The sequence below is a fragment of the Caballeronia temeraria genome (assembly GCF_001544795.2).
GTDB lineage: Bacteria > Pseudomonadota > Gammaproteobacteria > Burkholderiales > Burkholderiaceae > Caballeronia > Caballeronia temeraria.
Window position 1 is genome coordinate 1 of record NZ_FCOI02000037.1, and the last position, 23,842, is coordinate 23,842.

General features: G+C 63.7%; 24 protein-coding genes. 20 read left to right on the forward strand and 4 right to left on the reverse strand.

Annotation, left to right across the window (positions count from 1 at the left end; all coding sequences use genetic code 11):
- Nucleotides 1-282 precede the first annotated feature (282 nt).
- Genes imuA through AWB76_RS32855 form a run of 3 tightly spaced genes read left to right on the forward strand, consistent with a single transcriptional unit; the run spans nucleotide 283 to nucleotide 6,121 of the window.
- Entirely contained in the window at nucleotides 283-1,146 is an 864-nt protein-coding gene (gene imuA, locus AWB76_RS32845) for a translesion DNA synthesis-associated protein ImuA (RefSeq protein ID WP_061164284.1), read from the forward strand.
- Nucleotides 1,091-2,662, forward strand: a complete 1,572-nt coding sequence (locus AWB76_RS32850) for a Y-family DNA polymerase (protein ID WP_061164285.1) — start codon at nucleotides 1,091-1,093, stop codon at nucleotides 2,660-2,662. Before imuA ends, AWB76_RS32850 begins: the two co-directional genes overlap by 56 nt.
- A gap of 6 nt (nucleotides 2,663-2,668) precedes the next feature.
- Complete coding sequence (locus AWB76_RS32855; RefSeq protein WP_082864581.1) at nucleotides 2,669-6,121, forward strand: error-prone DNA polymerase; 3,453 nt, start codon at nucleotides 2,669-2,671, stop codon at nucleotides 6,119-6,121.
- Here AWB76_RS32855 and AWB76_RS32860 read toward each other — a convergent pair.
- Together AWB76_RS32860 and AWB76_RS32865 are read right to left on the reverse strand one after the other, a co-directional pair.
- A complete protein-coding gene (locus tag AWB76_RS32860) occupies nucleotides 6,115-7,053 on the reverse strand; it encodes a dTDP-4-dehydrorhamnose reductase family protein (protein ID WP_061164286.1) in 939 nt (312 codons plus the stop codon). The two genes, AWB76_RS32855 and AWB76_RS32860, sit on opposite strands and share 7 nt — an antisense overlap.
- Nucleotides 7,050-7,256, reverse strand: a complete 207-nt coding sequence (locus AWB76_RS32865; protein ID WP_061164287.1) for a heavy-metal-associated domain-containing protein — start codon at nucleotides 7,254-7,256, stop codon at nucleotides 7,050-7,052. Before AWB76_RS32865 ends, AWB76_RS32860 begins: the two co-directional genes overlap by 4 nt.
- 97 nt (nucleotides 7,257-7,353) lie before the next feature.
- On the opposite strand from AWB76_RS32865, the gene cueR reads away from it, so the two are divergent.
- Together cueR and AWB76_RS39625 are read left to right on the forward strand one after the other, a co-directional pair.
- Entirely contained in the window at nucleotides 7,354-7,740 is a 387-nt protein-coding gene (gene cueR / locus AWB76_RS32870; RefSeq protein WP_061164288.1) for a Cu(I)-responsive transcriptional regulator, read from the forward strand.
- 235 nt (nucleotides 7,741-7,975) lie between these two features.
- Nucleotides 7,976-8,122, forward strand: a complete 147-nt coding sequence (locus AWB76_RS39625) for a DUF3563 family protein (RefSeq protein WP_074169005.1) — start codon at nucleotides 7,976-7,978, stop codon at nucleotides 8,120-8,122.
- An 89-nt stretch (nucleotides 8,123-8,211) separates the two neighbouring features.
- Here AWB76_RS39625 and copM read toward each other — a convergent pair whose 3' ends face one another.
- Nucleotides 8,212-8,610 carry a CopM family metallochaperone gene (gene copM / locus AWB76_RS32875; RefSeq protein WP_061164289.1) on the reverse strand — a complete coding sequence of 133 codons (399 nt, stop codon included), beginning with the start codon at nucleotides 8,608-8,610 and terminating at the stop codon, nucleotides 8,212-8,214.
- Nucleotides 8,611-8,722: 112 nt separating this feature from the next.
- Between copM and AWB76_RS32880 the strand changes: the two genes are divergently transcribed.
- Nucleotides 8,723-9,094: a hypothetical protein gene (locus tag AWB76_RS32880; RefSeq protein ID WP_061164290.1), complete on the forward strand. Its 372-nt coding sequence runs from the start codon at nucleotides 8,723-8,725 to the stop codon at nucleotides 9,092-9,094.
- Nucleotides 9,095-9,112: 18 nt separating this feature from the next.
- Here AWB76_RS32880 and AWB76_RS32885 read toward each other — a convergent pair whose 3' ends face one another.
- On the reverse strand, nucleotides 9,113-9,958 hold the full coding sequence (locus AWB76_RS32885; protein ID WP_061164291.1) for a 23S rRNA (adenine(2030)-N(6))-methyltransferase RlmJ: 846 nt from the start codon (nucleotides 9,956-9,958) through the stop codon (nucleotides 9,113-9,115).
- A 289-nt stretch (nucleotides 9,959-10,247) separates the two neighbouring features.
- Here AWB76_RS32885 and AWB76_RS32890 point away from each other — a divergent pair, with 289 nt between their 5' ends.
- The 14 genes from AWB76_RS32890 (at nucleotide 10,248) to AWB76_RS32955 (ending at nucleotide 23,792) form a co-directional block, all read left to right on the forward strand.
- Nucleotides 10,248-11,042, forward strand: coding sequence for a 3-hydroxybutyrate dehydrogenase (locus AWB76_RS32890; protein ID WP_061164292.1), 795 nt, complete (start codon nucleotides 10,248-10,250; stop codon nucleotides 11,040-11,042).
- Nucleotides 11,043-11,056: 14 nt separating this feature from the next.
- Entirely contained in the window at nucleotides 11,057-12,295 is a 1,239-nt protein-coding gene (locus AWB76_RS32895) for a patatin-like phospholipase family protein (protein WP_061164293.1), read from the forward strand.
- 109 nt (nucleotides 12,296-12,404) lie between these two features.
- Nucleotides 12,405-12,887, forward strand: coding sequence for a low molecular weight protein-tyrosine-phosphatase (locus AWB76_RS32900; RefSeq protein ID WP_061164294.1), 483 nt, complete (start codon nucleotides 12,405-12,407; stop codon nucleotides 12,885-12,887).
- 139 nt (nucleotides 12,888-13,026) lie between these two features.
- Entirely contained in the window at nucleotides 13,027-13,554 is a 528-nt protein-coding gene (iscR, locus tag AWB76_RS32905; RefSeq protein WP_061164295.1) for a Fe-S cluster assembly transcriptional regulator IscR, read from the forward strand.
- Between the two features lie 84 nt (nucleotides 13,555-13,638).
- Nucleotides 13,639-14,862 carry an IscS subfamily cysteine desulfurase gene (locus tag AWB76_RS32910; RefSeq protein WP_061164296.1) on the forward strand — a complete coding sequence of 408 codons (1,224 nt, stop codon included), beginning with the start codon at nucleotides 13,639-13,641 and terminating at the stop codon, nucleotides 14,860-14,862.
- 50 nt (nucleotides 14,863-14,912) lie between these two features.
- Entirely contained in the window at nucleotides 14,913-15,341 is a 429-nt protein-coding gene (gene iscU, locus AWB76_RS32915) for a Fe-S cluster assembly scaffold IscU (RefSeq protein WP_061164297.1), read from the forward strand.
- Between the two features lie 49 nt (nucleotides 15,342-15,390).
- Entirely contained in the window at nucleotides 15,391-15,714 is a 324-nt protein-coding gene (gene iscA / locus AWB76_RS32920) for an iron-sulfur cluster assembly protein IscA (RefSeq protein WP_035501138.1), read from the forward strand.
- Nucleotides 15,715-15,797: 83 nt separating this feature from the next.
- Complete coding sequence (gene hscB, locus AWB76_RS32925) at nucleotides 15,798-16,325, forward strand: Fe-S protein assembly co-chaperone HscB (protein ID WP_061164298.1); 528 nt, start codon at nucleotides 15,798-15,800, stop codon at nucleotides 16,323-16,325.
- A gap of 37 nt (nucleotides 16,326-16,362) precedes the next feature.
- A complete protein-coding gene (gene hscA, locus AWB76_RS32930; RefSeq protein WP_061164299.1) occupies nucleotides 16,363-18,228 on the forward strand; it encodes a Fe-S protein assembly chaperone HscA in 1,866 nt (621 codons plus the stop codon).
- A gap of 28 nt (nucleotides 18,229-18,256) precedes the next feature.
- A complete protein-coding gene (gene fdx, locus AWB76_RS32935; RefSeq protein ID WP_061164300.1) occupies nucleotides 18,257-18,598 on the forward strand; it encodes an ISC system 2Fe-2S type ferredoxin in 342 nt (113 codons plus the stop codon).
- A gap of 14 nt (nucleotides 18,599-18,612) precedes the next feature.
- Nucleotides 18,613-18,810: a Fe-S cluster assembly protein IscX gene (iscX, locus tag AWB76_RS32940; protein WP_061164301.1), complete on the forward strand. Its 198-nt coding sequence runs from the start codon at nucleotides 18,613-18,615 to the stop codon at nucleotides 18,808-18,810.
- Between the two features lie 376 nt (nucleotides 18,811-19,186).
- The gene (locus AWB76_RS32945) at nucleotides 19,187-21,997 is read left to right on the forward strand and encodes a xanthine dehydrogenase family protein molybdopterin-binding subunit (RefSeq protein ID WP_061164302.1); all 2,811 of its coding nucleotides are present in this window, start codon (nucleotides 19,187-19,189) and stop codon (nucleotides 21,995-21,997) included.
- Complete coding sequence (locus tag AWB76_RS32950; RefSeq protein ID WP_061164303.1) at nucleotides 21,994-22,566, forward strand: (2Fe-2S)-binding protein; 573 nt, start codon at nucleotides 21,994-21,996, stop codon at nucleotides 22,564-22,566. Before AWB76_RS32945 ends, AWB76_RS32950 begins: the two co-directional genes overlap by 4 nt.
- Nucleotides 22,563-23,792, forward strand: coding sequence for a c-type cytochrome (locus AWB76_RS32955; protein ID WP_061164304.1), 1,230 nt, complete (start codon nucleotides 22,563-22,565; stop codon nucleotides 23,790-23,792). The genes AWB76_RS32950 and AWB76_RS32955 overlap by 4 nt, the downstream gene beginning before the upstream one ends.
- The last annotated feature ends 50 nt before the right edge of the window (nucleotides 23,793-23,842 follow it).

Here is a 23,842-nt window from a genome sequence, read left to right on the forward strand (position 1 = left end):
AGTAGGTAATCGTCAGGCTCCTTATGCCGTACGACAAAAACCCCACCCCGCAAAGGTGGGGTTTTTGCGTTGGGGCGTGCGTCGCAGCGAAACGGCAAGTCCCTCTGCAATCATCCTTCCCCACTTTCTTTCGCCCTTAGCACTTCCACCGCCGAGCCTCCCCGCTCACTAGTTGTTTACCTTCCCACCTCAAAATACTGTATAAATATACAGTAAAACCAGAGGCCAGCGAGTGCTCGCGTCATGAGCAGGCCCTTGCATTCGCGTTGGACGGGGAAACTTATGGGTGCCGCACTTTCACTGCTCGACATCGGGCTGACATCGCATCTGCAGCGTCAGATCTGGCAGGGCAGCCCAATCAACGATCCCGATTCGAACATCGTATCGAGCGGCTTTCGAGCGCTTGATCTGGTCATGCCTGGTGCAGGCTGGATGCCCGGCACCGTCACCGAATTGCTGATCGAAGAGAGCGGCGTAGGCGAAATCAGACTGCTCGCGCGCACGATTCGCGAACTGACTGCAGGCAAGGGGCGCTCCGTCATCTTTGTTGCACCACCGTGGAAGCCTAATCTGGCTGCGCTTCGGGCGATGAACATCGCCGTGAACAAACTGGTCTGGGTCAAAGCGCCCGAGGATCAGGTGCTCTGGGCGGCGGAACAGTCGTTGAAGCAGGAAGGCATCGGCGCGGTGCTGATCTGGCTGCCGCAAGTGCGTCCCGACGCGCTGCGAAGGTTACAGGTGGCGGCTCAGGAGGCGCAGTCGCTGGCATTTCTGTTCCGCCCGCTCAAAGCGGCGAAGCAGTCTTCTGCCGCGCCGCTGCGCATGATCTGCAAACCGATACTTCCGGCCAACGCGCAGACGATGAATCGTCGCGAATGGATGCAGGCCGTCATGCTCGAAATCGACATCATCAAGCGGCGCGGTCCATTGCTCGGCAAGCCGTTGCAGTTGAGCTTGCCGCTGCAGATGCCTGCTCTGCCCGAACGGATTCGTCGTGCGCATCAGGCAAGGAAAGCACGAGAGGTCAAACATGTTGTGGATAGCGGTGACATTGCCGCTTTTATCGCTCGAAGCCGTCAGGCCGCCTTCGATGCCCTCAGCGCCGGCGAACTCGACATCGCCTGGAGCGAGCTCGAAGACGAATGACGATATCGATCAGCCATGCTTCGCGCTCGCCGATCACGCGCGCATCCTCATGCCGGATCTCGTCGCGTTTCGGCTCGGTGTGCGGCCCGGCAGCACGCGCTCGCATGCGTTCGCGCTGGCGCCGCAACTGACGCTGCTGGCCGTCGACATTCGCGAAGAGCAGAGCGCGCTCGAAGCCGTCGCGCTGGCGCTGCTCGCGTTCACGCCGAAAGTCGTGCTCGCGCATGCGAATACGGTGCTGCTCGAAGTCGGCGCCAGCATGCGGCTCTTCGGCGGATTACGCGCGTTGCTGGCCAAAGTGACATCGACGGTAAAAGGGTGCGGCTTCACGTCGCGCATGGGCTGCGCGCCGACCGCGTGGGGCGCGTGGCTGCTGGCTCACGCGCGCACGCGCCGGGTTGCGCGGCGCGTGCGCATCGTGAAAGAGACGACGCTCGTGCACGCGCTCGATCAACTGCCCGTGTCGCTCATTCCGTCGGCGCATTCGCACGGCAACGTGTTCGAGCAGATCGGCTGCGCGACGCTCGCCGATTTGCGTCGTCTGCCGCGCAAGGGCGTCGCGCGACGATTCGGACAAGGCGTCCTGCAATGGCTCGCGCAAGCGTACGGACAAGCGCCCGATCCGCGCGAGGCGTTTTGCGCGCCGGCGTCGTTCGAGGCGCGGCTCGAATTGCAGGCGCGCGTGGAAAGCGCCGAGGCGTTGCTGTTCGCCGCCCGCCGGCTCGTGCTGCAGCTCGCCGGCTGGTTGAGCGCGCATCATGCGGCGGTCAGTGAATTCTCGCTGTTGCTCGAACATGAGCTGGCCGCCCGCCATGCGCCGAAAACGTCGACGTTCAAGGTGGCGTGGGCCGTGCCGACGCGCGAAGCCGACCACATCTTGTGGCTGCTACGCGAGAAACTGAATCAGACGACGCTCGCCGCGCCCGTCATCGAGATGAAGCTTCTGGCCGACAAGGTCAGCGAGCATGCGCCGCCGCCCGACACCTTGTTTCCGATGCCCGGTTCCGACAGCGAGTCGATGGCGCAACTGCTCGAACGTCTGAGCGCGCGGCTTGGCGCCGAGAACGTCGTGCAACTGGTCGCGCGCGACGATCACCGGCCTGAGGCGGCGATGACGGTCGAACCTTACAAGCCTGCGAGCGAAACGAAGCCCAGGCGCGGGAAGAAATCGCCGCAGACGCAAGCGGCAAAGACGGACACGTCTGTCGAAGCAGAACCCGAAGCGCACACGGAACCTGACGGGCCGCTCGAACTTCCCGATCTCGCCGTGCCCCAGCAGCCGCGTCCGTCGTGGATACTCGAAACGCCGCAAAAGCTGATGCTGCGCAACGAGCGGCCCTTCTATCGGCGTCCGTTGAAGCTGATCAGCCGGACCGAGCGCATCGAGGCGGGGTGGTGGGACGGCAACGGCGTCCAGCGCGATTACTACGTCGCCGCCGACGATCGCGGCCGCATGTTCTGGCTCTATCGAGAACGTCTCACGGGCGACTGGTTCCTGCACGGTTTTTTCGGATGATGCGCGATGGATGATCTGAGCGACATCATCGGTCTGGATGAAGACAGCGCGTTTCCCGGCTCGATGTCGGCATCGGCGTTGTTGCCGGGTTACGCCGAGCTGCATTGCCTGAGCAACTTCTCGTTTCTGCGCGGCGCGTCGCATCCGCAGGAACTGGCGGCGGCCGCGCTCGAGCACGGCTATACCGCGCTCGCGATCACGGACGAATGCTCGCTCGCGGGCGTCGTGCGCGCACATGCCGCGATCAAGGACATCGAGGCAAAGGCGCAAGCCGAAGCCGAAGCCGCACGGCGAGCCGGCGAGCCGCCGCCCAAGAAGCAGGATCTGAAGCTGATCATCGGCAGCGAACTGCATCTCACGGATGCAAACGGCGAACCGTTCTGCACGCTCATCGCGCTTGCGACGAATCGCGCGGGCTACGGCAATCTGTCGGAGCTGATTTCGCACGCGCGCGCTCGTTCGCCCAAGGGCAGCTACAGGATCGGTCCGGACGATTTCACCGATCCCGCCGCATCATCCGATACAGCCGACCTGCGCGGCGATGTCGCGCATCTGAAGCACTTGCCCGATTGCCTCCTGATTCTCGTGCCGCAGCGCTCGGCGACGCTCGCCGATACGCTCGAGCGCGCGCACTGGCTGGCCGGTTTCGCGGCCGGCCGCGCGTGGCTCGCGCTGGAGCTCTGGCAGGACGGCAGCGACGACGAGCGGCTCGCCTCATGCCGCGTGATCGCCGAAGCGAGCGGGTTGCCGCTCGTCGCGGCAAGCGGCGCGCTGATGCACGCGCGCTCGCGCAAGCCATTGCAGGACACGCTCACCGCGATTCGCCTGAACCGGCCGCTCGCCGAATGCGGCTATGCGCTCGAAGCGAACGCGGAGCGGCATTTGCGCACGCGGCTGCGCATCGGCGCGCTGTATCCGAAAGAGGCGATCAGGGAAACGCTGAAAGTGGCCGCTCGCTGCATCTTTTCGCTCGACGAACTCAAGTACGAGTATCCCGAGGAACTGGTGCCGCCCGGCGAGACGCCCGCGAGCTATCTGCGCAAGCGGGTGATGGCGGGTGCGCTGCAACGCTGGCCGAACGGCATGGATGCCGAGACGATCGGTCTCATCGAGAAGGAACTGGCGCTCGTCGCGAAGCTGGAATACGAGAAGTACTTTCTGACGGTCTACGACATCGTCGCGTTTGCGCGCAGCAAAGGGATTCTGTGTCAGGGGCGCGGCTCGGCGGCAAATTCGATCATTTGTTTTTGCCTGTTCATCACCGAGCTCGACCCGGTGCGGATGGGCTTGCTCATCGAGCGCTTCATTTCGCAGGCGCGCAACGAGCCGCCCGACATCGACGTCGATTTCGAGCATCAGCGGCGCGAGGAAGTCATCCAGTACATCTATCAGAAGTACGGGCGACATCGCGCGTCGCTGGCGGCGTCGCTCATCACGTATCACACGCGCAGCGCGCTGAAGGATGTCGGCAAGGCGCTCGGGCTGGATGCGTCGCTGATCGAACGTATCGGCAAGTCGCAGCAATGGTGGGATGGGCCGTCGGCGGTGGCGGGCTATCTGCGGGAAGCCGGCTTCAGCGACGATTCGCACGTCACGAAGCATCTCATCCGGCTGACGCGCGAGCTACGCGGCTTTCCACGGCATCTGTCGCAGCACGTCGGCGGCTTCGTGATCGCGCGGGAGCGCCTGTCGCGGCTCGTGCCGATCGAAAACGCCGCGATGAAGGACCGCTGCGTGATCCAGTGGGACAAGGACGACATCGATCAACTGAAGCTCCTGAAAGTGGACGTGCTCGCGCTCGGCATGCTTTCGGCGATCCGGCGCGCGCTCGAGTTCGTCGCGCTGCGGCGTGGCGTGCCGGGCTTCGGGCTGCCGCATATTCGTCGCGAGGACAAGGCCGTCTACGAGATGTGCTGCCGCGCGGACACCATCGGCGTGTTCCAGATCGAATCGCGTGCGCAGCAGAGCATGCTGCCGCGTTTGCGGCCGGAGAAATACTACGACCTCGTCATCGAAGTGGCGATCGTGCGGCCCGGTCCGATCCAGGGCGGCATGGTGCATCCGTATCTGCGCCGCAAGCAGGGGCTGGAAGCCGAGGATTATCCGAAAGAGGAACTGCGGCCGGTGCTCGGCCGCACGCTCGGCGTGCCGATTTTTCAGGAGCAGGTGATGAAGCTCGCGATGGTCGCGGCGGGCTATACGGCGGAACAGGCCGATCAGTTGCGTCGCGCGATGGCCGCGTGGCGCCGCGGCAGTCATCTGGAGAAGTATCAGGCCGATCTCATGCAGAAGATGCTCGCGCGCGGCTACGAGCACGATTTCGCCGCGCGCGTGTGCAAGCAGATCGAGGGCTTCGGCGAATACGGCTTTCCGGAGAGTCACTCGGCGAGCTTCGCGCTGCTCGTCTACATCAGCGCGTGGATCAAGCGTTACGAGCCCGCGGCGTTTCTGGCCGGCCTGTTGAACAGTCAGCCGCTCGGTTTCTATTCGCCGTCGCAACTCGTGCAGGATGCGCGGCGTCACGGCGTGCCGGTGTTCGCGCCGGATGTTTCCCTGAGCGATTGGGAATCGGTGCTGGAAGCGCGCGCCGGCGACGGCGAGCGCATCGCGTTCGATGCCGGCAAGGAGCGGCGGCGTCAGCAGTTTTATGGCGCGGCCGCGCTGGATCGCGTGTTCCGGAAGACGGTGCGGCGCGCGGCGCGCAGGCTCAGAAAGCGCATCGGGCTGGATGGCCGGCAATACGGAGCGCAAGGGCCGGGCGTGCGGATCGGCCTGCAATTGATCAAAGGTCTGCCGCAAGCGGCAGCCGAGCGGATCATGGCCGCGCGCGCGCAGGCGCCGTTCAGCGATGTCGACGATCTCACGCGCCGTGCCGCGTTGTCGCGGCGCGAACTCGAAGCGCTCGCGGCGGGAAATGCGCTTGCGAGCATCGCGGGACATCGGCGTCAGGCGTGGTGGGCGGTGACCGCGCAGCAGCGCGCGCCTGAATTGCTGCGCGACGCGCCGATGAGCGAGGCGCCGCTCGCGCTGCCGGAAGCATCGGAAGGACGTGAAATCGTCGACGATTACGCGAGTCTCGGGCTCACGCTCAATCGGCATCCGCTCGCACTTTTGCGCGAGAAACTTTCGCGTATGCGCTTCAAGACCGCGGCGGATCTGGCGGACATCAAAAACGGACGCGTCGTGCGGGCGTGCGGCATCGTGACGGTGCGGCAACGGCCGGGCACGGCGAACGGCACGATTTTCGTGTCGATCGAGGACGAAACGGGCGCGATCAACGTGATCGTCTGGCCGGGCCTCGTCGAGAAGCAGCGCAAGGTGCTGCTAGGGGCGTCGTTGCTCGGCGTGCACGGCGTCTGGCAAATGGAAGGCGAGGTGCGCCATCTGGTGGCGCAGCGGCTCGAAGACCATAGCGCGTTGCTCGGCCGTCTCGCCGCGCCGAGCCGCGATTTTCACTGAGACGAGACGTCCGGACAGTTGGCGAGCAGCCCGCCGATCGCGATGTCGAACGGCGTGCGACGGCCGATTCCCAGCGCTTCCAGCCGGCCGGAATCGAGATGACAGTCGCGCGGGCGCGGTGTCGCGTCGGTCGGCGTGCGCTGCGCGATGAGTTTTGCGTCCACGTTCAGCGCTCGCGCGATTCGTTCGGCGATATCGAACTTGGTCATCGGCTCGTCGCCGGACCATTGCGCGATGCCGGAGATCGTCGCGCCTTTTGCATGCTGTTCGAGCATGCCTCGGATCACCACGGCGACATCGGGCGTGAACGTCGGATAGCGCGTCGCCCAGGCGTCCATCGAGGCGGGCGGGTTCGCTGCATCGGCCGATTTCACGATTGCGGGCGTGAGGCTCGTCACCGCCGATTCATTCCAGCCGGTGAACGGGCCGTAAAGCAGCGGCAGGCGCAGGACGCAGGAACGCGGATCGCTCGCGAGCAGCGCGCGCTCGCCATCGAGCTTGCTTTGGCCGTACGCGTTGAGCGGCGCGGGCGCGTCGTCGGGCAAGTAGGGTGGCGACGTGCCGTCGAACACGTAGTCGGTCGAAATCGACAGCACCCAGGCGCCGAGCGCGCGGGCCTCGGTCGCGATCACGTTGAGCGCATCGACGTTCAACGCGCGCGCGAGCGCCGGATCGTTTTCGCAGATGTCCGGACGCCGCTCCGCCGCCGCCACCACGATCGCATCGGGCGCGACCTCGCCGAGGAAGGCGCGCACCGCGTCATGATCGAGCAGATCGAGCTTCACGCTCGCTGCGTCGGCGCGGCTGCGGGCCGTGCGCACGACGCGCCATGGCTGCGTGCTGGCCGCGCTCGCCAGCTCGTTGGCGACCGCGCGGCCCAACAACCCCGACGCGCCGATGAGCGCGACGGTAAAACGCTCGCCCGCGCTCATGCGGAGGCGATGCCCACGACGGTATAACCGGCTTCGTCGATGGCTTCTTTCAATGCATCGCTCGATTGCGCCGACTCGACGGCGACCTTGCCGCGCTCCAGATCGACGCGGACCTGCGCCTGCGGATCGATTTCGTGGATGGAGCGCGTCACAGCGGCGACGCAATGCTGGCAACTCATGCCCTGAACTTCGAATTCGGTCATTGTGGTTTCCTCTTGAAAAGTCCTCGATCAACGACATCGTATACCTTGCCATCATGGGAAGGTGTAGAGTCGGAATGACATTTTTCAGGAGCGAACGATGAACATCGGCGAAGCGGCCCGCGCCTCGGGGGTGACGGCGAAAATGATCCGCTATTACGAGAGCGTCGGATTGCTCAATCCGGTTGGGCGAACGTCATCGGGATATCGCGTCTATGGCGATCACGAAGTGCATGCGCTGCGCTTCGTGCGGCAGGCGCGCCGGCTGGGCTTTCTCGTCGAAGATATCCGCAAGCTGCTCGCGCTGTGGCACGACCGGTCGCGTGCGAGCGCCGAGGTGAAGTCGATTGCGCTGGAGCACGTTGCGGAACTGGACCGTCGGATCGCCGAATTGACGGAGATGCGCGACACGCTGTCGCATCTGGCGAATCATTGTCACGGCGATACCCGGCCGGATTGCCCGATTCTGGATAAGCTCGCCCAGTGATGCACCCAATTGGTGCTTGAAAGCGATCCAGAGGCTTCGAAAATCGCGTATTAATCTGAAAAATCAGTGATTTGAAGCAGCAACCGAGCCTGCACCATTCCGAAACCGAATGCACACTATTCAAGCATTTCACTACCACTGCGCGTGTGTTCTGCTCTATACTCCGGGTATTCCCTAACGCGGGTAATCCCTGACCCGAACTGCCAGGGATCTTTTGAAGACCTTGGAGAACATCATGTTTGCATTCCTGATCGAAAAACTGAGCATCTGGTTTGAAGCCGCCGAGCAACGCCGTCGCGAAGCTTATCTTGCGCAATCGACGGACATCGTCCAGCTCGAACAGCGCATCCGCTCGCTCGAGTCGAACGGCTACAACGCGTAAGCGTCACGTTTCTGGCGTCGAAAACGCCGAGCGTAAAAATGAAAGGCCCCGCATTGCGGGGCTTTTGCTTTTCCGTGGCTCGCGTCTGGTTACTGTTTGCGCGGATGCTGCTCCAGCCACTGCTTCATGAATGCGATTTCCTTGTCCTGCGCGGCGATGATGTCCTTCGCCAGCTTGCGCAGCTTGGCGTCCTTGCCGTACTTCAGCTCGACTTTCGCCATTTCCACCGCGCCCTGATGATGCGGAATCATGTGCGCGACGAAATCGCGGTCGGCATCGCCCGTGTACTCGATGCTCGACATGCCTGACATCATTTTCTGATCGGCAGCCTGGAACGCGGCGGTCGACGAGACATCCGTGGGCTTGGCCGCGTGCTGTTCCATGTTCATGCCGGGCATGGCATCGCTCGCGGGGGCCGCGGTCTGGGCGAACGCGCTGGCGCTACAGAGGGTGGCGAAGATGGCAAGCGCAATTCTTGTTGATTTCATCGTATCTCCTGTGAAATGGGCGGGTGCGAAGCTGCATGTGTGTCGGAACGCCTAGCCTAAAGCTTGCCACCGGGGTAAGGTAAAGCGGTTTCGTCTACATAAAAAGCGCGCGATGCCAGGGCACATCAAGGACACGACGAATATCCGTTTCCGCGTTCGAGTCGCGGCAGGCACACGTTTTTGCATCGCGCTCGCCGCGGCTTTTCTCGGTTCTCAGCCGGTCGTCGCCAAGCCGGGTGGCGAGCCGCTCGTGCTCGATACGCAAACCGGCATTCACAGCGGCGTGAGCGGAACCGTACTCCAGAGCGGGCCGCTCGGCGGACCGGGCATGGTGCCGATGGCGACGTTGCCCGGCATTCCCCAGCAGGCCGAACCGCCGATCGTCGTTTCACCGTACGTCGAATATTCGAGCGGACAGAGCAGTGTGCCCGTCCAGCCCGGCGGCGGCGTGCGGCCAAGAGTTCCGCGCACGACTCATCCGTGATCACCGGCCGAGCCCAACTCAGTCCGCGCGATGCTCCAGCTTGAACGATGCGTTGTCGTCCTCGCCGAGAGCATCGACGAGATAAGGCAGTGATGCCTTCAGTTCCTTCGCGAGCGTGTACGGCGGATTGATGATGAACATGCCGCTGCCGAAGAGGCCAAAGCCGTCCGTTGGCGGTTTTCTCACCGTCAGCGCCGCGTGCAGCCAGCCGCTCGGCTGGATGGCCTTCAACTGATCGGCGAAGCGCTGAGATTCCGGGCGCGTGACGATCGGATACCAGACCGCATACGTTCCCGTCGCGAAGCGCTTGATGCTTTCCTCGAGGCACGTGAGCGTACGCGCATAGTCGCGCTTGTCCTCGTACGATGGGTCGATCAGCACGAGCGCCCGGCGCGGCGGCGGCGGAAGAAGCGCCTTGATGCCGTCGAAGCCGTCGCCTTCGTAGATCATTGCGCGGCGGCCGGCATCGCGGAAATTGTGGCTCAGTACGTCAATCTCCGTGCTGTGCAGCTCGAAAAGCCGCATGCGGTCCTGTTCGCGCATCGTGCGCCACGCGATATAGGGCGAGCCGGGATAAAAATGCAGTCCGCCATCGGGATTCAACGCTTTCACTTCATCGACATAGTCGGCGAGGAGCGGCGGAAGGTCGGTTCGGTCCCAGAGCTTGCCGATGCCCGTCTCGAACTCCGCATTTTTCGTCGCGAAGCCCTCGGTGAGCGAATAGACGCCGGCGCCGGCGTGCGTATCGATATACCAATACGATTTGTCCTTCTGGCCGAGATAGCGAAGCATCTGGATGACGATCGCGTGTTTCAGCACATCGGCATGATTGCCCGCATGAAAGGCGTGACGATAACTGAGCATGACAGGAGGCCCGCGCCGGGCGCGAGAAGCAGAAGTGAAAAGGTGCGAGGGAAGGGCGCCTATTCTAGCCGACCCGGTCCTGCGCAATCGTCATGACGCCGGGCTGTGCTGCAGCGCACTGCGTCCTTCATGCACAATAACCGCTCCCGGATACGCGTGAACAGTCGGCTGAATGGCCTAGGCATTCTGATTTTGCGTGCGACGTCTCCTATGCCGAATGGCCAGCTTGATGGCCGCGCCTACGGATGTTGTCATACACCCGATGTCTTCCACTGGATAGGAGGTTCGCATGTCATCAAACGGTAAGCTCGACGGCAAGACCGCGGTCGTGACAGGCGCGGCGAGCGGCATCGGCCGTGCAATCGCGTTCACGCTCGCGGACGCGGGCGCGGCGGTCGCCATCGCCGATCTGAATCAGGCGGGCGCGGACGCGGTCGCCGAAGAGATTCGCACGAAGGGCGGCAAGGCCATCGGCATCGCCATGGACGTGACGAACGAAGACGCGGTCAATCAGGGCATCGACCGGGTCGCGTCGGAACTCGGCTCGGTGGACATTCTGGTGTCGAATGCGGGCATTCAGATCGTCAATCCGATCGAAAACTACGCGTATGCCGACTGGAAAAAGATGATGGCGATCCACGTCGACGGCGCGTTTCTCACCACCAAGGCCGCGCTGAAACACATGTACAAGGACGATCGCGGCGGCGTCGTGATCTACATGGGCTCGGTGCATTCGCACGAAGCGTCGCCGCTGAAGTCGGCGTACGTGACCGCGAAACACGGTCTGCTCGGCCTCGCGCGCGTGCTCGCGAAGGAAGGCGCGAAACACAACGTGCGCTCGCACGTCGTCTGTCCGGGGTTCGTGCGCACGCCGCTCGTCGACAAGCAGATTCCCGAGCAGGCGAAGGAGCTGAAAATCAGCGAGGAGGAAGTCGTCAAGCGCGTGATGCTCGGCGGCACGGTCGACGGCGTGTTCACGACCGTCGAGGATGTCGCGCAAACCGTGCTCTTTTTGTCCGCGTTCGAAACGGCGGCGCTGACGGGGCAATCGTTCGTCGTGAGTCACGGCTGGTTCATGCAATAAGGAGAACACGCGGGATGTCGGAAATCGAGAACGAAGAAGTCGTCCGAAGGGGACGCGCGGTACATCGAAATTCCGCCGCGTGTGACGAATCCGCTGAAACGCAATCTCGCATCCCTTTGCCGCCCTACGAGACGATCGCGCTGATGCTCCAGGGCGGCGGCGCGCTCGGCGCCTATCAGGCGGGCGTCTATCAGGGGCTGCACGAGGCGGACATTCATCCGAACTGGATCGCCGGCATTTCGATCGGCGCGCTCAACACGGCGATCATCGCGGGGAACGCGCCCGAGCATCGCGTGACGCGTCTGCAGGAGTTCTGGGAGACGATCTGCCAGCCCGCGTTCGGTTTCCCGCTGCCGGCCTTTGTCGAGCGCGCGTTATTCGATTCCTCCGATGAAATCCGCAAGGCGTTCACCGCGATGCAGGCTTTCGGCGCGCTCGTCGAAGGGCAGAAGGGCTTTTTCATCCCGCGTTTCCCGACGCCATCGCCGATCGTGTCGACATCGCCGCAAACCGCGAGCTATTACGACACGACGCCGCTCAAGGCCACGCTCGAACGTCTTTGCGACTTCGATCGCATCAATTCCGGCGAAACGCGCGTGTCGGTCGGCGCGGTGAACGTCGCGACCGGCAACTTCGCCTATTTCGACAACACGCGGATCAAGCTGCGCGCCGAGCATTTCATCGCTTCGGGCGCGTTGCCGCCGGGCTTCGCCGCGGTCGAGATCGACGGCCAGTTCTATTGGGACGGCGGTCTCATGTCGAACACGCCGCTCTACGAGATCGCGCAGGCGACGCCGCGCCAGGACACGCTCGCGTTCCAGGTCGATCTGTGGAGCGCGCGCGGGCCGGTGCCGGACAGCATCGTCGACGTGATGGGGCGCGTGAAGGACGTGCAGTATTCGAGCCGCACCCGTCTTGTCACGGATCAGATGCAGCGCTCGCAGCGCTACCGGAACGTGTTGCAGCACGTGCTCGATCTCGTGCCCGAAGACGTCCGCAAGCGCGACGAGTGGTGCAGGCTCGCCGCCAACCTCGCGTGTTCGAAGCGCTACAACATCATCCATCTGATCTACCGGCACAAGGAATACGAAGGCCACTACAAGGATTTCCAGTTCGGTTTCTCGACCATGCGCGAGCACTGGGAAAGCGGCCTCGCGGATATGCGCCGCACGCTCGCGCATCGCGACTGGCTCGACATGCCCAACGGCGAATCCCGCTTCGTCACGCATGACATCCATCGCGACGAGCGGTAGGCGGTGAGCGCGTTGGGCGAGAATTTGTGACGCTTTGTATAATCCGGGACGCATTCCGGTGGCGTCATCGGCTGACGCCGCCGGGCTTCACGACTTTCTCCGGCGCTAGATGAATTCGATCGCGGTCTGTTTCGTCTGTCTCGGCAACATCTGCCGCTCGCCCAGCGCGGAAGCGGTGATGCGCGATCTCGTCGAGCGGGCGAAGCTGGCTGACCGCATCGTCATCGATTCGGCCGGAACGGGCGACTGGCACATCGGCGAGCCGCCCGACGAGCGCGCGCAAAAGGCGGCGAAGAAGCGCGGCTACGATCTGTCGACGCTGCGCGGACGGCAGGTCGCCGCAGCCGATTTCGCGCGCTTCGACCTTTTCATCGTGATGGACGACGCCAACGCCGCCGCGCTGACCGCAGTCTGTCCGCCCGAGCATCGCGACAAGATTCGTCTGCTGATGGAATTCGCGACGCGCGATGACAGCCGCGTCGTCGTCGATCCCTATTTCGGCGGCGACGAAGGTTTCGAAAAGGTCCTCGATCAGTGCGAAGACGCCTGCGAAGGTTTGCTGAAAGCCCTGCGCGGACAGTTGGCCGCCTGAGGGCCGCCTGAGCGGCAGCCATCCCACATAGCAAAAAATCTCGTTAAAAGACTACATATCACGCCCGGGATACTTGACTAAAACTGTGGGCTATTTATACTTGACGAAAATCATCGAGTATTAGCGGTAGCCCCCAATTATGAGACTCACCACGAAAGGCCGTTTCGCCGTCACGGCGATGATCGACCTGGCATTGCGCCAGGAGCAGGGCCCGGTGACGCTGGCAGGCATCAGTCAGCGCCAGCGCATCTCGCTTTCTTACCTCGAACAGCTCTTCGGCAAGCTGCGGCGGCATGAGATCGTCGAATCGGTCCGCGGGCCGGGCGGCGGCTACAACCTCGCGCGCCGAGCGGAGAACGTCACGGTCGCCGACATCATCATCGCGGTCGACGAGCCGATCGACGCCACGCAGTGCGGCGGCAAGGGCACGTGCGAAGGCACGAAGCAGCACGACGGCCACTGCATGACGCACGAACTCTGGGCGACGCTCAACCAGAAGATGGTCGAGTATCTCGATTCCGTCTCGTTGAAGGATCTGGTGGATCAGCAACGCGCACGCGAAGGCTCATCGGCGGTGCTGCGCGACCGGCGTGCCGAATCGGCTGGCGTCGAGACCGCGCGCGTCGTGCCCAAGGGTCCGAATTCCATTTTCAATCTGGCCGGATGACATAAATGCCGCGCCGGCACGGGCCGGGCGCGCAGAGAAGAACATCCCAGCCAAGAGCTTTGACCGATTTTCCCGGAGCGACTGATGAACAACGATATTCCCCACCTGCCCATTTACATGGACTACAGCGCGACGACGCCCGTCGATCCGCGCGTGGTGGACAAGATGATCCCGTATCTTCGCGAGCAGTTCGGTAATCCCGCCTCGCGCAGCCACCAGTACGGCTGGGATGCGGAGCGTGCGGTCGAGGAAGCGCGCGAGAACGTCGCGGCGCTCGTGAATTGCGATCCGCGCGAGATCATCTGGACGTCGGGTGCGACGGAATCGGACAACCTCGCCATCAAGGGCGTGGCGCACTTCTACAAGAGCCGTGGCAAGCACATCATCACCGTGAAGACCGAGCACAAGGCCGTGCTCGACACCACGCGTGAGCTGGAGCGCGAAGGCTACGAAGTCACGTATCTCGACGTGAAGGACGACGGCCTCATCGATCTGGACAAATTCAAGGCGGCCATCCGCCCGGACACGATCCTCGTTTCCGTGATGAGCGTGAACAACGAGATCGGCGTGATCCAGGACATCGAGGCGATCGGCGAGATCACGCGCGAGAAGGGCATCATTTTTCACGTCGATGCGGCGCAGGCCACCGGCAAGATCGAAATCGATCTGCAGAAGCTGAAGGTCGATCTGATGTCGTTCTCGGCGCACAAGACGTACGGTCCGAAGGGCATCGGCGCGCTGTACGTGCGTCGCAAGCCGCGCGTGCGCATCGAAGCGCAGATGCACGGCGGCGGTCACGAGCGCGGCATGCGTTCGGGCACGCTCGCGACGCATCAGATCGTCGGCATGGGCGAGGCGTTCCGCATCGCGCGCGAAGAAATGGCGACGGAAAACGAGCGCATCCGCATGCTGCGCGACCGTCTGCTGAAAGGCCTGCAGGATATCGAAGAGGTGTACGTCAACGGCGACATGGAGCGCCGCGTGCCGCACAACCTCAATATCAGCTTCAATTTCGTCGAAGGTGAATCGCTGATCATGGCGGTGAAGGATGTCGCGGTGTCGTCGGGTTCGGCGTGCACGTCGGCGTCGCTGGAGCCTTCGTATGTGCTGCGCGCGCTTGGCCGCAACGATGAACTCGCGCACAGCTCGATCCGTTTCACGGTCGGCCGTTTCACCACCGAGCAGGACGTCGACTACGTGATCAATCTGCTGAAGAACAAGATCGCGAAGCTGCGCGATCTGTCGCCGCTCTGGGAAATGCACAAGGACGGCATCGACATCTCGACCATCCAGTGGGCCGCGCACTAAGCGGGCACACTGAGCGACACGCGACACCGAATATTAGGAGAGTTTGAATCATGGCTTATAGCGACAAGGTTCTGGACCACTACGAAAACCCGCGCAACGTCGGCTCGTTCTCGAAGGACGACGACACCGTCGGTACCGGCATGGTCGGCGCGCCCGCATGCGGCGACGTGATGAAGCTGCAGATCCGCGTCGGCGCGGATGGCGTGATCGAAGACGCGAAGTTCAAGACGTACGGCTGCGGCTCGGCGATCGCATCGAGCTCGCTCGTGACCGAGTGGGTGAAGGGCAAGACGCTGGATCAGGCGCTCACGATCAAGAACACGCAGATCGCCGAAGAACTGGCGCTGCCGCCGGTGAAGATCCACTGCTCGATTCTCGCGGAAGACGCGATCAAGGCAGCGGTCGCTGACTACAAGCAGCGTCACGGCGTCGCGGCGCCGGAAGCGGCAGCGGCTGAAACGAAGCAGGCAGCGGCGTAACTGGACGACGGGCGTCCGGCGAGGCGCCCCGGAGAGAGAAGCGAAGACTATGGCAATCACGTTGACGGATAAAGCGGCACAACACGTGCAGAAGTATCTGACGCGGCGCGGCAAGGGCGTCGGCTTGCGGCTGGGCGTGCGCACGACGGGCTGTTCGGGCCTCGCGTACAAGCTCGAATATGTCGACGAGCTCACGCCGGAAGACACCGTGTTCGAGACGTCGGGCGTGAAGATCGTGATCGATCCGAAGAGTCTTCCGTATCTCGACGGCACCGAGCTGGACTTCGCCCGCGAAGGCCTGAACGAAGGCTTCAAGTTCAACAACCCGAACGCGAAGGACGAGTGCGGCTGCGGCGAATCGTTCCGCGTCTGACGTGCATGACGCCGGTGGCATCGGCAAAAGAGGCGGCGCGTGCCGCCTTTTTCATTCGCGCACACTGAATTCACAGACATAGCATGGCTTCGCTCACAGACAGTCACTTCGATCTCTTCGATCTGCCGCCGACTTTCGCCGTCGATCCGCACAAGCTCGACGACGCCTATCGCACCGTGCAGGCGCAAGTGCATCCGGACCGTTTCGCCGCCGCCGGCGATGCGCAGAAACGTCTCGCGATGCAATGGGCGACGCACGCGAACGAGGCCTATCAGACGCTGCGCGATCCGCTCAAGCGCGCGCGCTATATGCTGTCGCAGCGCGGCATTGACGTCGGCGCGGAGAACAACACCGCGATGGAGCCCGCCTTCCTGATGCAGCAGATGGAATGGCGCGAGAACATCGAGGATGCGGCGGACGCGAAGAATATCGGCGCGCTCGAAGCGCTGCTCGACGACTTGCGCGACGAAGAGCGCGTGCGCTTCACCAAGCTCGAGGCGCTCATCGACAGCGGATCGAATCAGGCGGCGAGCGAGGCCGTGCGTCAATTGATGTTCATCGAACGCGTGGCGACGGAAATCGGCGCGCAGATCGAGCGGCTCGAACATTAAAGGCAAACGCGCCGCACACAACCCCATAAGACCAACGATGGCTTTACTGCAAATCTCAGAACCCGGCATGGCGCCGGCGCCGCATCAAAGGCGCGTGGCGGTCGGCATCGATCTCGGCACGACGAACTCGCTCGTCGCGGCCGTGCGCAACAGCGTGCCCGAAGCGCTGCCCGACGAGGACGGCCATGTGCTGCTGCCGTCGGTCGTGCGCTATCTGGAGAAGGGCGGACGGCGCATCGGCCGCATCGCGAAAGACGAGGCCGTCACCGATCCGCGCAACACGATCGTGTCGGTCAAGCGTTTCATGGGCCGCGGCAAGAGCGAAGTCGAAGGCGCCGAAAACGCGCCGTACGATTTCATCGACGCGCCGGGCATGGTGCAGATTCGCACCATCGACGGCGTGAAGAGCCCGGTCGAAGTGTCGGCGGAGATTCTCGCGACGCTGCGTTACCGCGCGGAAGACACGCTCGGCGAGGATCTCGTCGGCGCGGTGATCACGGTGCCCGCGTATTTCGACGAAGCCCAGCGCCAGGCGACCAAGGACGCCGCGAAGCTCGCCGGCCTGAACGTGCTGCGTTTGCTGAACGAGCCGACGGCCGCCGCGATCGCCTACGGTCTGGATAACGGCTCCGAAGGCCTGTACGCCGTCTACGACCTCGGCGGCGGCACCTTCGACTTGTCGATCCTGAAGCTCACGAAAGGTGTCTTCGAAGTGCTCGCGGCGGGCGGCGATTCCGCGCTCGGCGGCGACGATTTCGATCATGCGCTGTATCGGCATGTGCTGGAGCAGGCGGGCGTCGCGCTCGATACGCCGGAAGACGTGCGCCTGATGCTCGATCGCGTGCGCTCGGCGAAGGAAGCGTTGTCCGACGCGCCCGAAACGCGCGTGCAGGCGACGCTGTCCACGGGCGTCGACATCGATGTCGCCGTGACCGAAGCGCAATTCGCCGCGCTCGCCGAGGCGCTCGTCGCGCGCACGCTTACGCCGACGAAGAAGGCGCTGCGCGACGCGAAGGTCAGTGCGAAGGACATCAAGGGCGTCGTGCTGGTCGGCGGCGCGACGCGCATGCCGGTGATCCGCCGCGCGGTCGAGGCGTTTTTCGGCCAGCCGCCGCTCATCAATCTCGATCCGGATCAGGTCGTCGCGCTCGGCGCGGCGATTCAGGCCGATCTGCTCGCCGGCAACCGTCGCGGCGAAGGCGACGACTGGCTGCTGCTCGACGTGATTCCTCTGTCGCTCGGCGTCGAGACGATGGGCGGCTTGACGGAAAAGATCATTCCCCGCAACTCGACGATTCCGACCGCGCGCGCGCAGGACTTCACGACGTTCAAGGACGGCCAGACCGCGATGGCGATTCACGTCGTCCAGGGCGAGCGCGAGCTGGTGTCGGATTGCCGCTCGCTGGCGCGCTTCGAGCTGCGCGGCATCCCGCCGATGGCCGCGGGCGCGGCGCGCATCCGTGTGACCTATCAGGTCGACGCGGACGGCCTGCTGTCCGTGTTCGCGCGCGAGCAGTTGTCGGGCGTGGAGGCGTCGGTGGTGGTGAAGCCGTCCTACGGCCTCGCCGACGACGAAGTCGCGCGCATGCTCGAAGAGAGCTTCAAGACCGCCGAAACCGACATGCGCGCGCGTGCGTTGCGCGAGGCGCAGGTGGAAGCGGAGCGCCTCATCGAAGCGACGCACGCCGCGCTCGAAACCGACGGCGAATTGCTCGACGACGAAGAACGCGCACAAATCCTGACGCTCGTCACGGAACTGGCGGCGCTCGCGAACGGCGATTCGGTCGAACAGATCGAAGATGCGACCAAGACGCTCGCCACCGGCACCGACGAATTCGCCGCGCGCCGCATGAACAAGAGCATCCGGCGCGCGCTCGCGGGCCGCAAGCTCGACGACGTCTAAATCACCCCATTCGAGAAATCACGAAAACATGCCTCAAATCGTTGTGCTGCCTCACGTGGAGCTTTGCCCGGACGGCGCGGTGATCGACGCCGATATCGGCAAGAGCATTTGCGACAACCTGCTGGATCACGGCATCGAAATCGAGCACGCCTGCGAGAAATCGTGCGCGTGCACGACGTGCCACGTCATCATTCGCGAAGGCTTCAACGCGCTCGAGCCGTCCGGGGAAGACGAGGACGATCTGCTCGACAAAGCGTGGGGTCTCGAACCGACATCGCGGTTATCATGTCAGGCAATGGTGCCTGCCGACGAGGATCTGGTGGTCGAGATCCCACGGTACTCCATCAATCACGCCAAAGAAAATCACTGACAGGAGGCTCGCCCATGAAGTGGACAGATACTCAAGATATCGCGATGGCACTCACCGACGCGCATCAGGATGTCGATCCCCAATATGTGCGTTTCACTGACCTGCATCGCTGGATCACGGAACTGGACGGTTTCGACGACGATCCGGAAAAATCCAACGAGAAGATTCTCGAGGCGATCCAGGCGGCGTGGATCGAGGACGCGGATTACTAAGCGTCTCCGGTCCCGATTCCGGTCCCCAGACAACAGCGGCTTCGCGAGAAGCCGCTGTTTTGTTTTGTGCGCGTGCGTGATGCAGCGCGTCGCGTTTCCCATCTCGAATTTGCACGCGTGCAACGGTTTCAATCTTTGACAGAACTTCACGTCAAGAGCGTTGTTCGCTATTCCCCTGCGACTTAAAATCGCGCCGCTTCGCGTTGGCTGACATCGAGCAATAAATGCTGGCCGCGCTGCGTCATGCCCGGACGTCACGACGTTTCACGCGTCGATGTTTCGCATTGCAGACAAATTTTTACACGCCCGCGTCAAGGCGGCGTGAGGCCGGCCCGCGCGCGGACGGCCCTTCGGGCGATCACTTGAGGAGAAGTACATGGGGAAACTCGGCCTGTCGAGGCGCGGTTTTCTGAAAGCGGGTGCGCTCGCCGGCGTGTCGGTGTTCGTCGCACCGCTCGGCAGCCGCGCGTTCGCCGCGTTGTTCGAAGAGAAGATTCTGACCCCGGTTCAGTGGGATGCGACGAGCGGCGGCGCGAAATTCCGCATCGACGGTATCGCGAAAGTAACGGGCGCGAAGGTGTTCGCACGTGACATCCGCGCGTCGGACATGCCGCATTGGCCGAAGGAGCAGTCGCACGCGCTGATCCTGCGCACGACGCTCGCCGACCGCATCTACGCCGGTTTCGATCTTTCGATGCTCGATGGCGGTCTCGCGCCCGATCGCATCGTCACGGCGGACGATCTCGCGCGCGACAAGATCGCGTTCCCCGCCTTCTACGGCGACGACATGTTGCTGCCCGCGGGCAAGACGCCGGCCTATCTGGGTCAGGCGGTCGCAATCCTGATTTATCACGATTTCGCGCGGTTTCGCTTCGCCAAGGAAAAGCTCCAGTTCCGCGAAGGCGTGCTTCGCTATGGCGCGACGACCGGCCCGATCGAGCGCGATCCGTGGGCGGCGTTCCGCTTCGTGCGCGTCGGCGGCAAGACGGCTTACGACGACGACACGTTCTCCAGTCTCAAGGACTCGCCGCTTTTCCCGCACATGATGAAGAAGCGCGAGCCGGTCTGGGCGAGCGCCGCGGAGCACGGCAAGCTCGACGAGCAGGGCGTGTTCCATGCGAACGCCATCGCCGATGCGCTCGATCATCCGCCGGCCGACTGGCTCGTCGTCGATCGCGAGTACCGCACGCAATCGGTCGATACGGCCGCGCTCGAACCCGACAACGCGAACTGCTGGTATGACGCCGCGACGCAGTCGCTGCACATGGTCATCCCGACGCAAGGCCCGCGCGAAGTGGTCGAAAGCGCCATCGAAATGACGGCGAAGTCGCACTTCAAGGTGAAGAACCTGTTCCTGCATCCGTGCTACACGGTCGGCTACGGGTCGAAGGATCACTACAACATGCCGTTCTACGGGCTGCTCGCGTCGCTGTACGGCGACGGCCGCCCGGTGCGTCTCGCGAACGATCGCTTCGAGCAGTTCCAGAGCTCGCTCAAGCGGCACGCGTTCGACATGCGCTATCGCATGGCGATCGATAAAAAGACAGGCATGATCCAGGCCTTCAAGGGCGATTTCATCGCCAATGGCGGCGGGCGCTGCAACTTTTCGCCATCGGTCGCGATGGTGGGCGCAACCGCCGCGCAGTCCATCTATTACATCCCGAAGAGCGATCTCACGGCCACCGCGATCGCCTCGCGCGCGGTGGACGCCGGTTCGGCGCGCGGCTACGGCACGCTGCAGAGCATGGCCGCGACCGAAATGATGATCGATGAGATCGCGCAGACGCTCGAGATCGATCCGATCGATCTGCGTCTGAAGAACGTCATGCGCACCGGCATGAAGAACACGCAGGGCGCGATTCCGGCGGGCGCCGTGCGCGCGGAAGACGTGCTGCGCCGCGCGCAGGCGCATCCGCTGTGGACGGATCGTGCGACGCGCAAGAGCGAGTTCGAAGCGGCGAATCCGGGCAAGCGCTACGGCATCGGCTTCGCGTGCACGCAGAAGGATTTCGGCACGGGCGCGGAGAGCGCGTTCGCAAAAGTCGAATTCACCGCCGATGGCCGCATCGCGCTGCATCACTCGGGCGCGGAAATCGGCACCGGGTCATCGACGGCGCAGGCGCTCGCCTGCGCGAAGTGGCTTGGCAAGCCCGCCGCCGACGTGCATATGGCGACCATCGACTGGACGGACCTGCCGGTCGTCTCCAGCGGCGATCCGTACATCATGTCGCAGGCCGAGCAGGATCGTCTGAGCAAGAATCCGCGCTGGTCGCCGACGTACATGTCGCCGGCGAGCGCGACGAACTCGGCCTACTACTTCACGCACGCGACGCACGAGGCGGCGCGCGTCGCGTTCCGTCACGGCATCTGGCCCGCGGCGCTCGCGATCTGGGGGCAGGGCATCGGCGGCGGTCAGGCGGCGTCGTTCGTCGTGCGCATCGAAGACGCGCGCTGGAAAGACGGCAAGCTTTCCGCCGACGGCCTCGAGCCGCTCGCGTTCGAGCAGCTCGCACAGAAGGCGCACGAACTCGGGCTCGTGACGGGCGCGGTCGTGCATACGTTCAATCGCTGGCAGTGGAGCGAGGCGCAGTTCGATATCGCCGGCGACGTCCAGCAGATTCCGGTCGACGGCCTCTCGCTGCGCTTCGGCGACGGCAAGGGCAAAGCCACGGCCAACGGCTACACCGTGCAGGACCGCAAGCGCGTCTTCATCCCGCCCGTGCAACGCAACAACGCGACGGTCACGTACTACAGCGCGGTCGGCACGCTCGTCGAGCTCGCGGTGAGCGAGTCGAGCGGCCAGGTGGAGCTGCTTTCGCATCACTCGATCATGGAGTGCGGCAACCAGATCGCGCCGCAGCTCGTGTCGGGCCAGTTGCAGGGCGGCCTCGCGATGGGCATCGGCCACGCGCTGCACGAGTATCTGCCGCTTTACGAAGACGGCCCGGGCAACGGCACCTGGAACTTCAACCGCTATCACTTGCCGCTCGCGAGCGACGTCGCGGTGTGGAAGCAGACAGGCGAAGTGCTGCCGCCGCTTTCCGAAACCGATCCGCCGAAGGGCATCGCCGAAGTGGTGATGATTCCGGTGGTCGGCGCCATCGTCAACGCGATCGCGCATGCGATCGGCCATCGCTTCACCGATCTGCCGGTGACGCCGCAAAACATTCAGGAGGTGCTCGCATGACGGCCATCCAATCCGCTGGGGGCGTCGAAATGCGCGCGCTCTCGATGACGATCAACGGCGCAAAGGTTGGCCCGATGCAGGTGCCCGCCGGTCTGCCGATGATCGATTTTCTGCACGAATACGTCGGGCTCACCGGCTCGCGCCTCGGATGCGGGCAAGGCATCTGCCACGCGTGCGTGTTGATCGTCGACAACGCCGACGGCACGAGCGAGGAAGTGCGCACGTGCATCAACGGCGCGCATTTCTTCGACGGCAAGACCGTGCGCACGGTCGAAGGTCACGCGAAACGCAACGAGCAGGGCGAAGTCGTCGAGATGTCGCCGGTGCAGCAGAAGTTTCTCGAACACTTCAGCTTCCAGTGCGGCTACTGCACGCCGGGTTTCGTCAACGCGACGACCGTGCTGCTCGAACGGCTCAAGCGCCATCCGATCGCAAAGGACCAGATCGAGTCGACGATCATGGACGCGTTGAACGAACACATCTGCCGCTGCACCGGTTACGTGCGCTACTACGAGGCCGTCAAGGATCTCGTGCTGTCCACGCCCGGACTCGTGAAGGACGCAGCATGAAGCGATCGATCCTGAAACGCCTCGCACCGCTCGCGTTCGCCGCGTTTGCGCTCGTCGGATGCGGTCAGAAGGAGGCCGCAACGCCCGTGAAAAGCTCGCCCGAGCAGATCGCGCGCGGGCGCTATCTCGCCCATGCCGCGGACTGCGTCGCGTGCCACACGGCCAAGGACGGCGCGCCGTTCGCGGGCGGCGTGAAGCTCGAATCGCAATTCGGCACGTTCTACGGCACGAACATCACGCCCGATCCGAAGCACGGCATCGGCACGTGGAGCGCCGACGATTTCTACGGCGCGCTGCATGACGGCGTGTCGCCGAAGCACACGCTCTATCCGGCGATGCCGTACACGTCGTATCGGCAGATGTCGCGCGAGGACAGCGACGCGATCTATGCGTACCTGATGGCGCAGAAGCCCGCGTCGGTGCAGAACGTCGACGCCGATCTCAAGTTCCCGTATAACGTGCGCTTCGCCGTGCGCTTCTGGGACATGCTGTTCCTGAAGGACACGCTGCCGGATGCATCGACGGGGCAATCCGCCGACTGGACGCGCGGACGCTATCTCGCCAACGCACTCGGCCATTGCGCGGAATGCCATACGCCGCGCGGCGCGTTCGGTCAGATGCAGGACGCGAAGACGTTGCAGGGCGGCGAACTCGGGCGCATCGGTGCGCCGGACATCACGCCGGCAGCGCTTGCCGCGCGCGGCTGGACGGGCGCGGATCTGCAGGGGTTCTTCGCCACGGGCATGGCCAAGCAAGGTTCCGCGTTCGGCGAGATGCATCCGGTGGTCGAATTGAGCACGCAGCATCTGAATGCCGACGATCTGCGCGCGCTCGCGACCTATCTGCTCGGCGACGCGCCGATCAAGCCTGCGCCGCTCAGCGCCGCAAAGCTCGACGATGCGGCGCAACTCGCGGCCGGGCGCGGTCTCTATCTCGATTCCTGCGCAGGCTGCCACGGCATCGACGGCCGGGGCAAGCCGCATGTGGCGGTCGGGATGGACGGCAACTCGACCTTGCGTCAGGCCGATCCGCGCAACCTCGTCGTGTCGATGCTCGATGGCATCGAGGCACAGCGTTTCCCCGGCGTGGAGAACATGCAGCATATGCCGGGCTTCGCTTCGACGTATAGCGACGAACAGATCGCGCAGCTCGCGAACTATCTTCGCGCGACGTGGGGCGGACAGCCAGGCGATGTGACCGCCGACAAGGTGAAGTCGCTGCGCTAAACGCGACACGCTCAAAAAGAACGAGGCCACGCAAACTTGCGTGGCCTCGT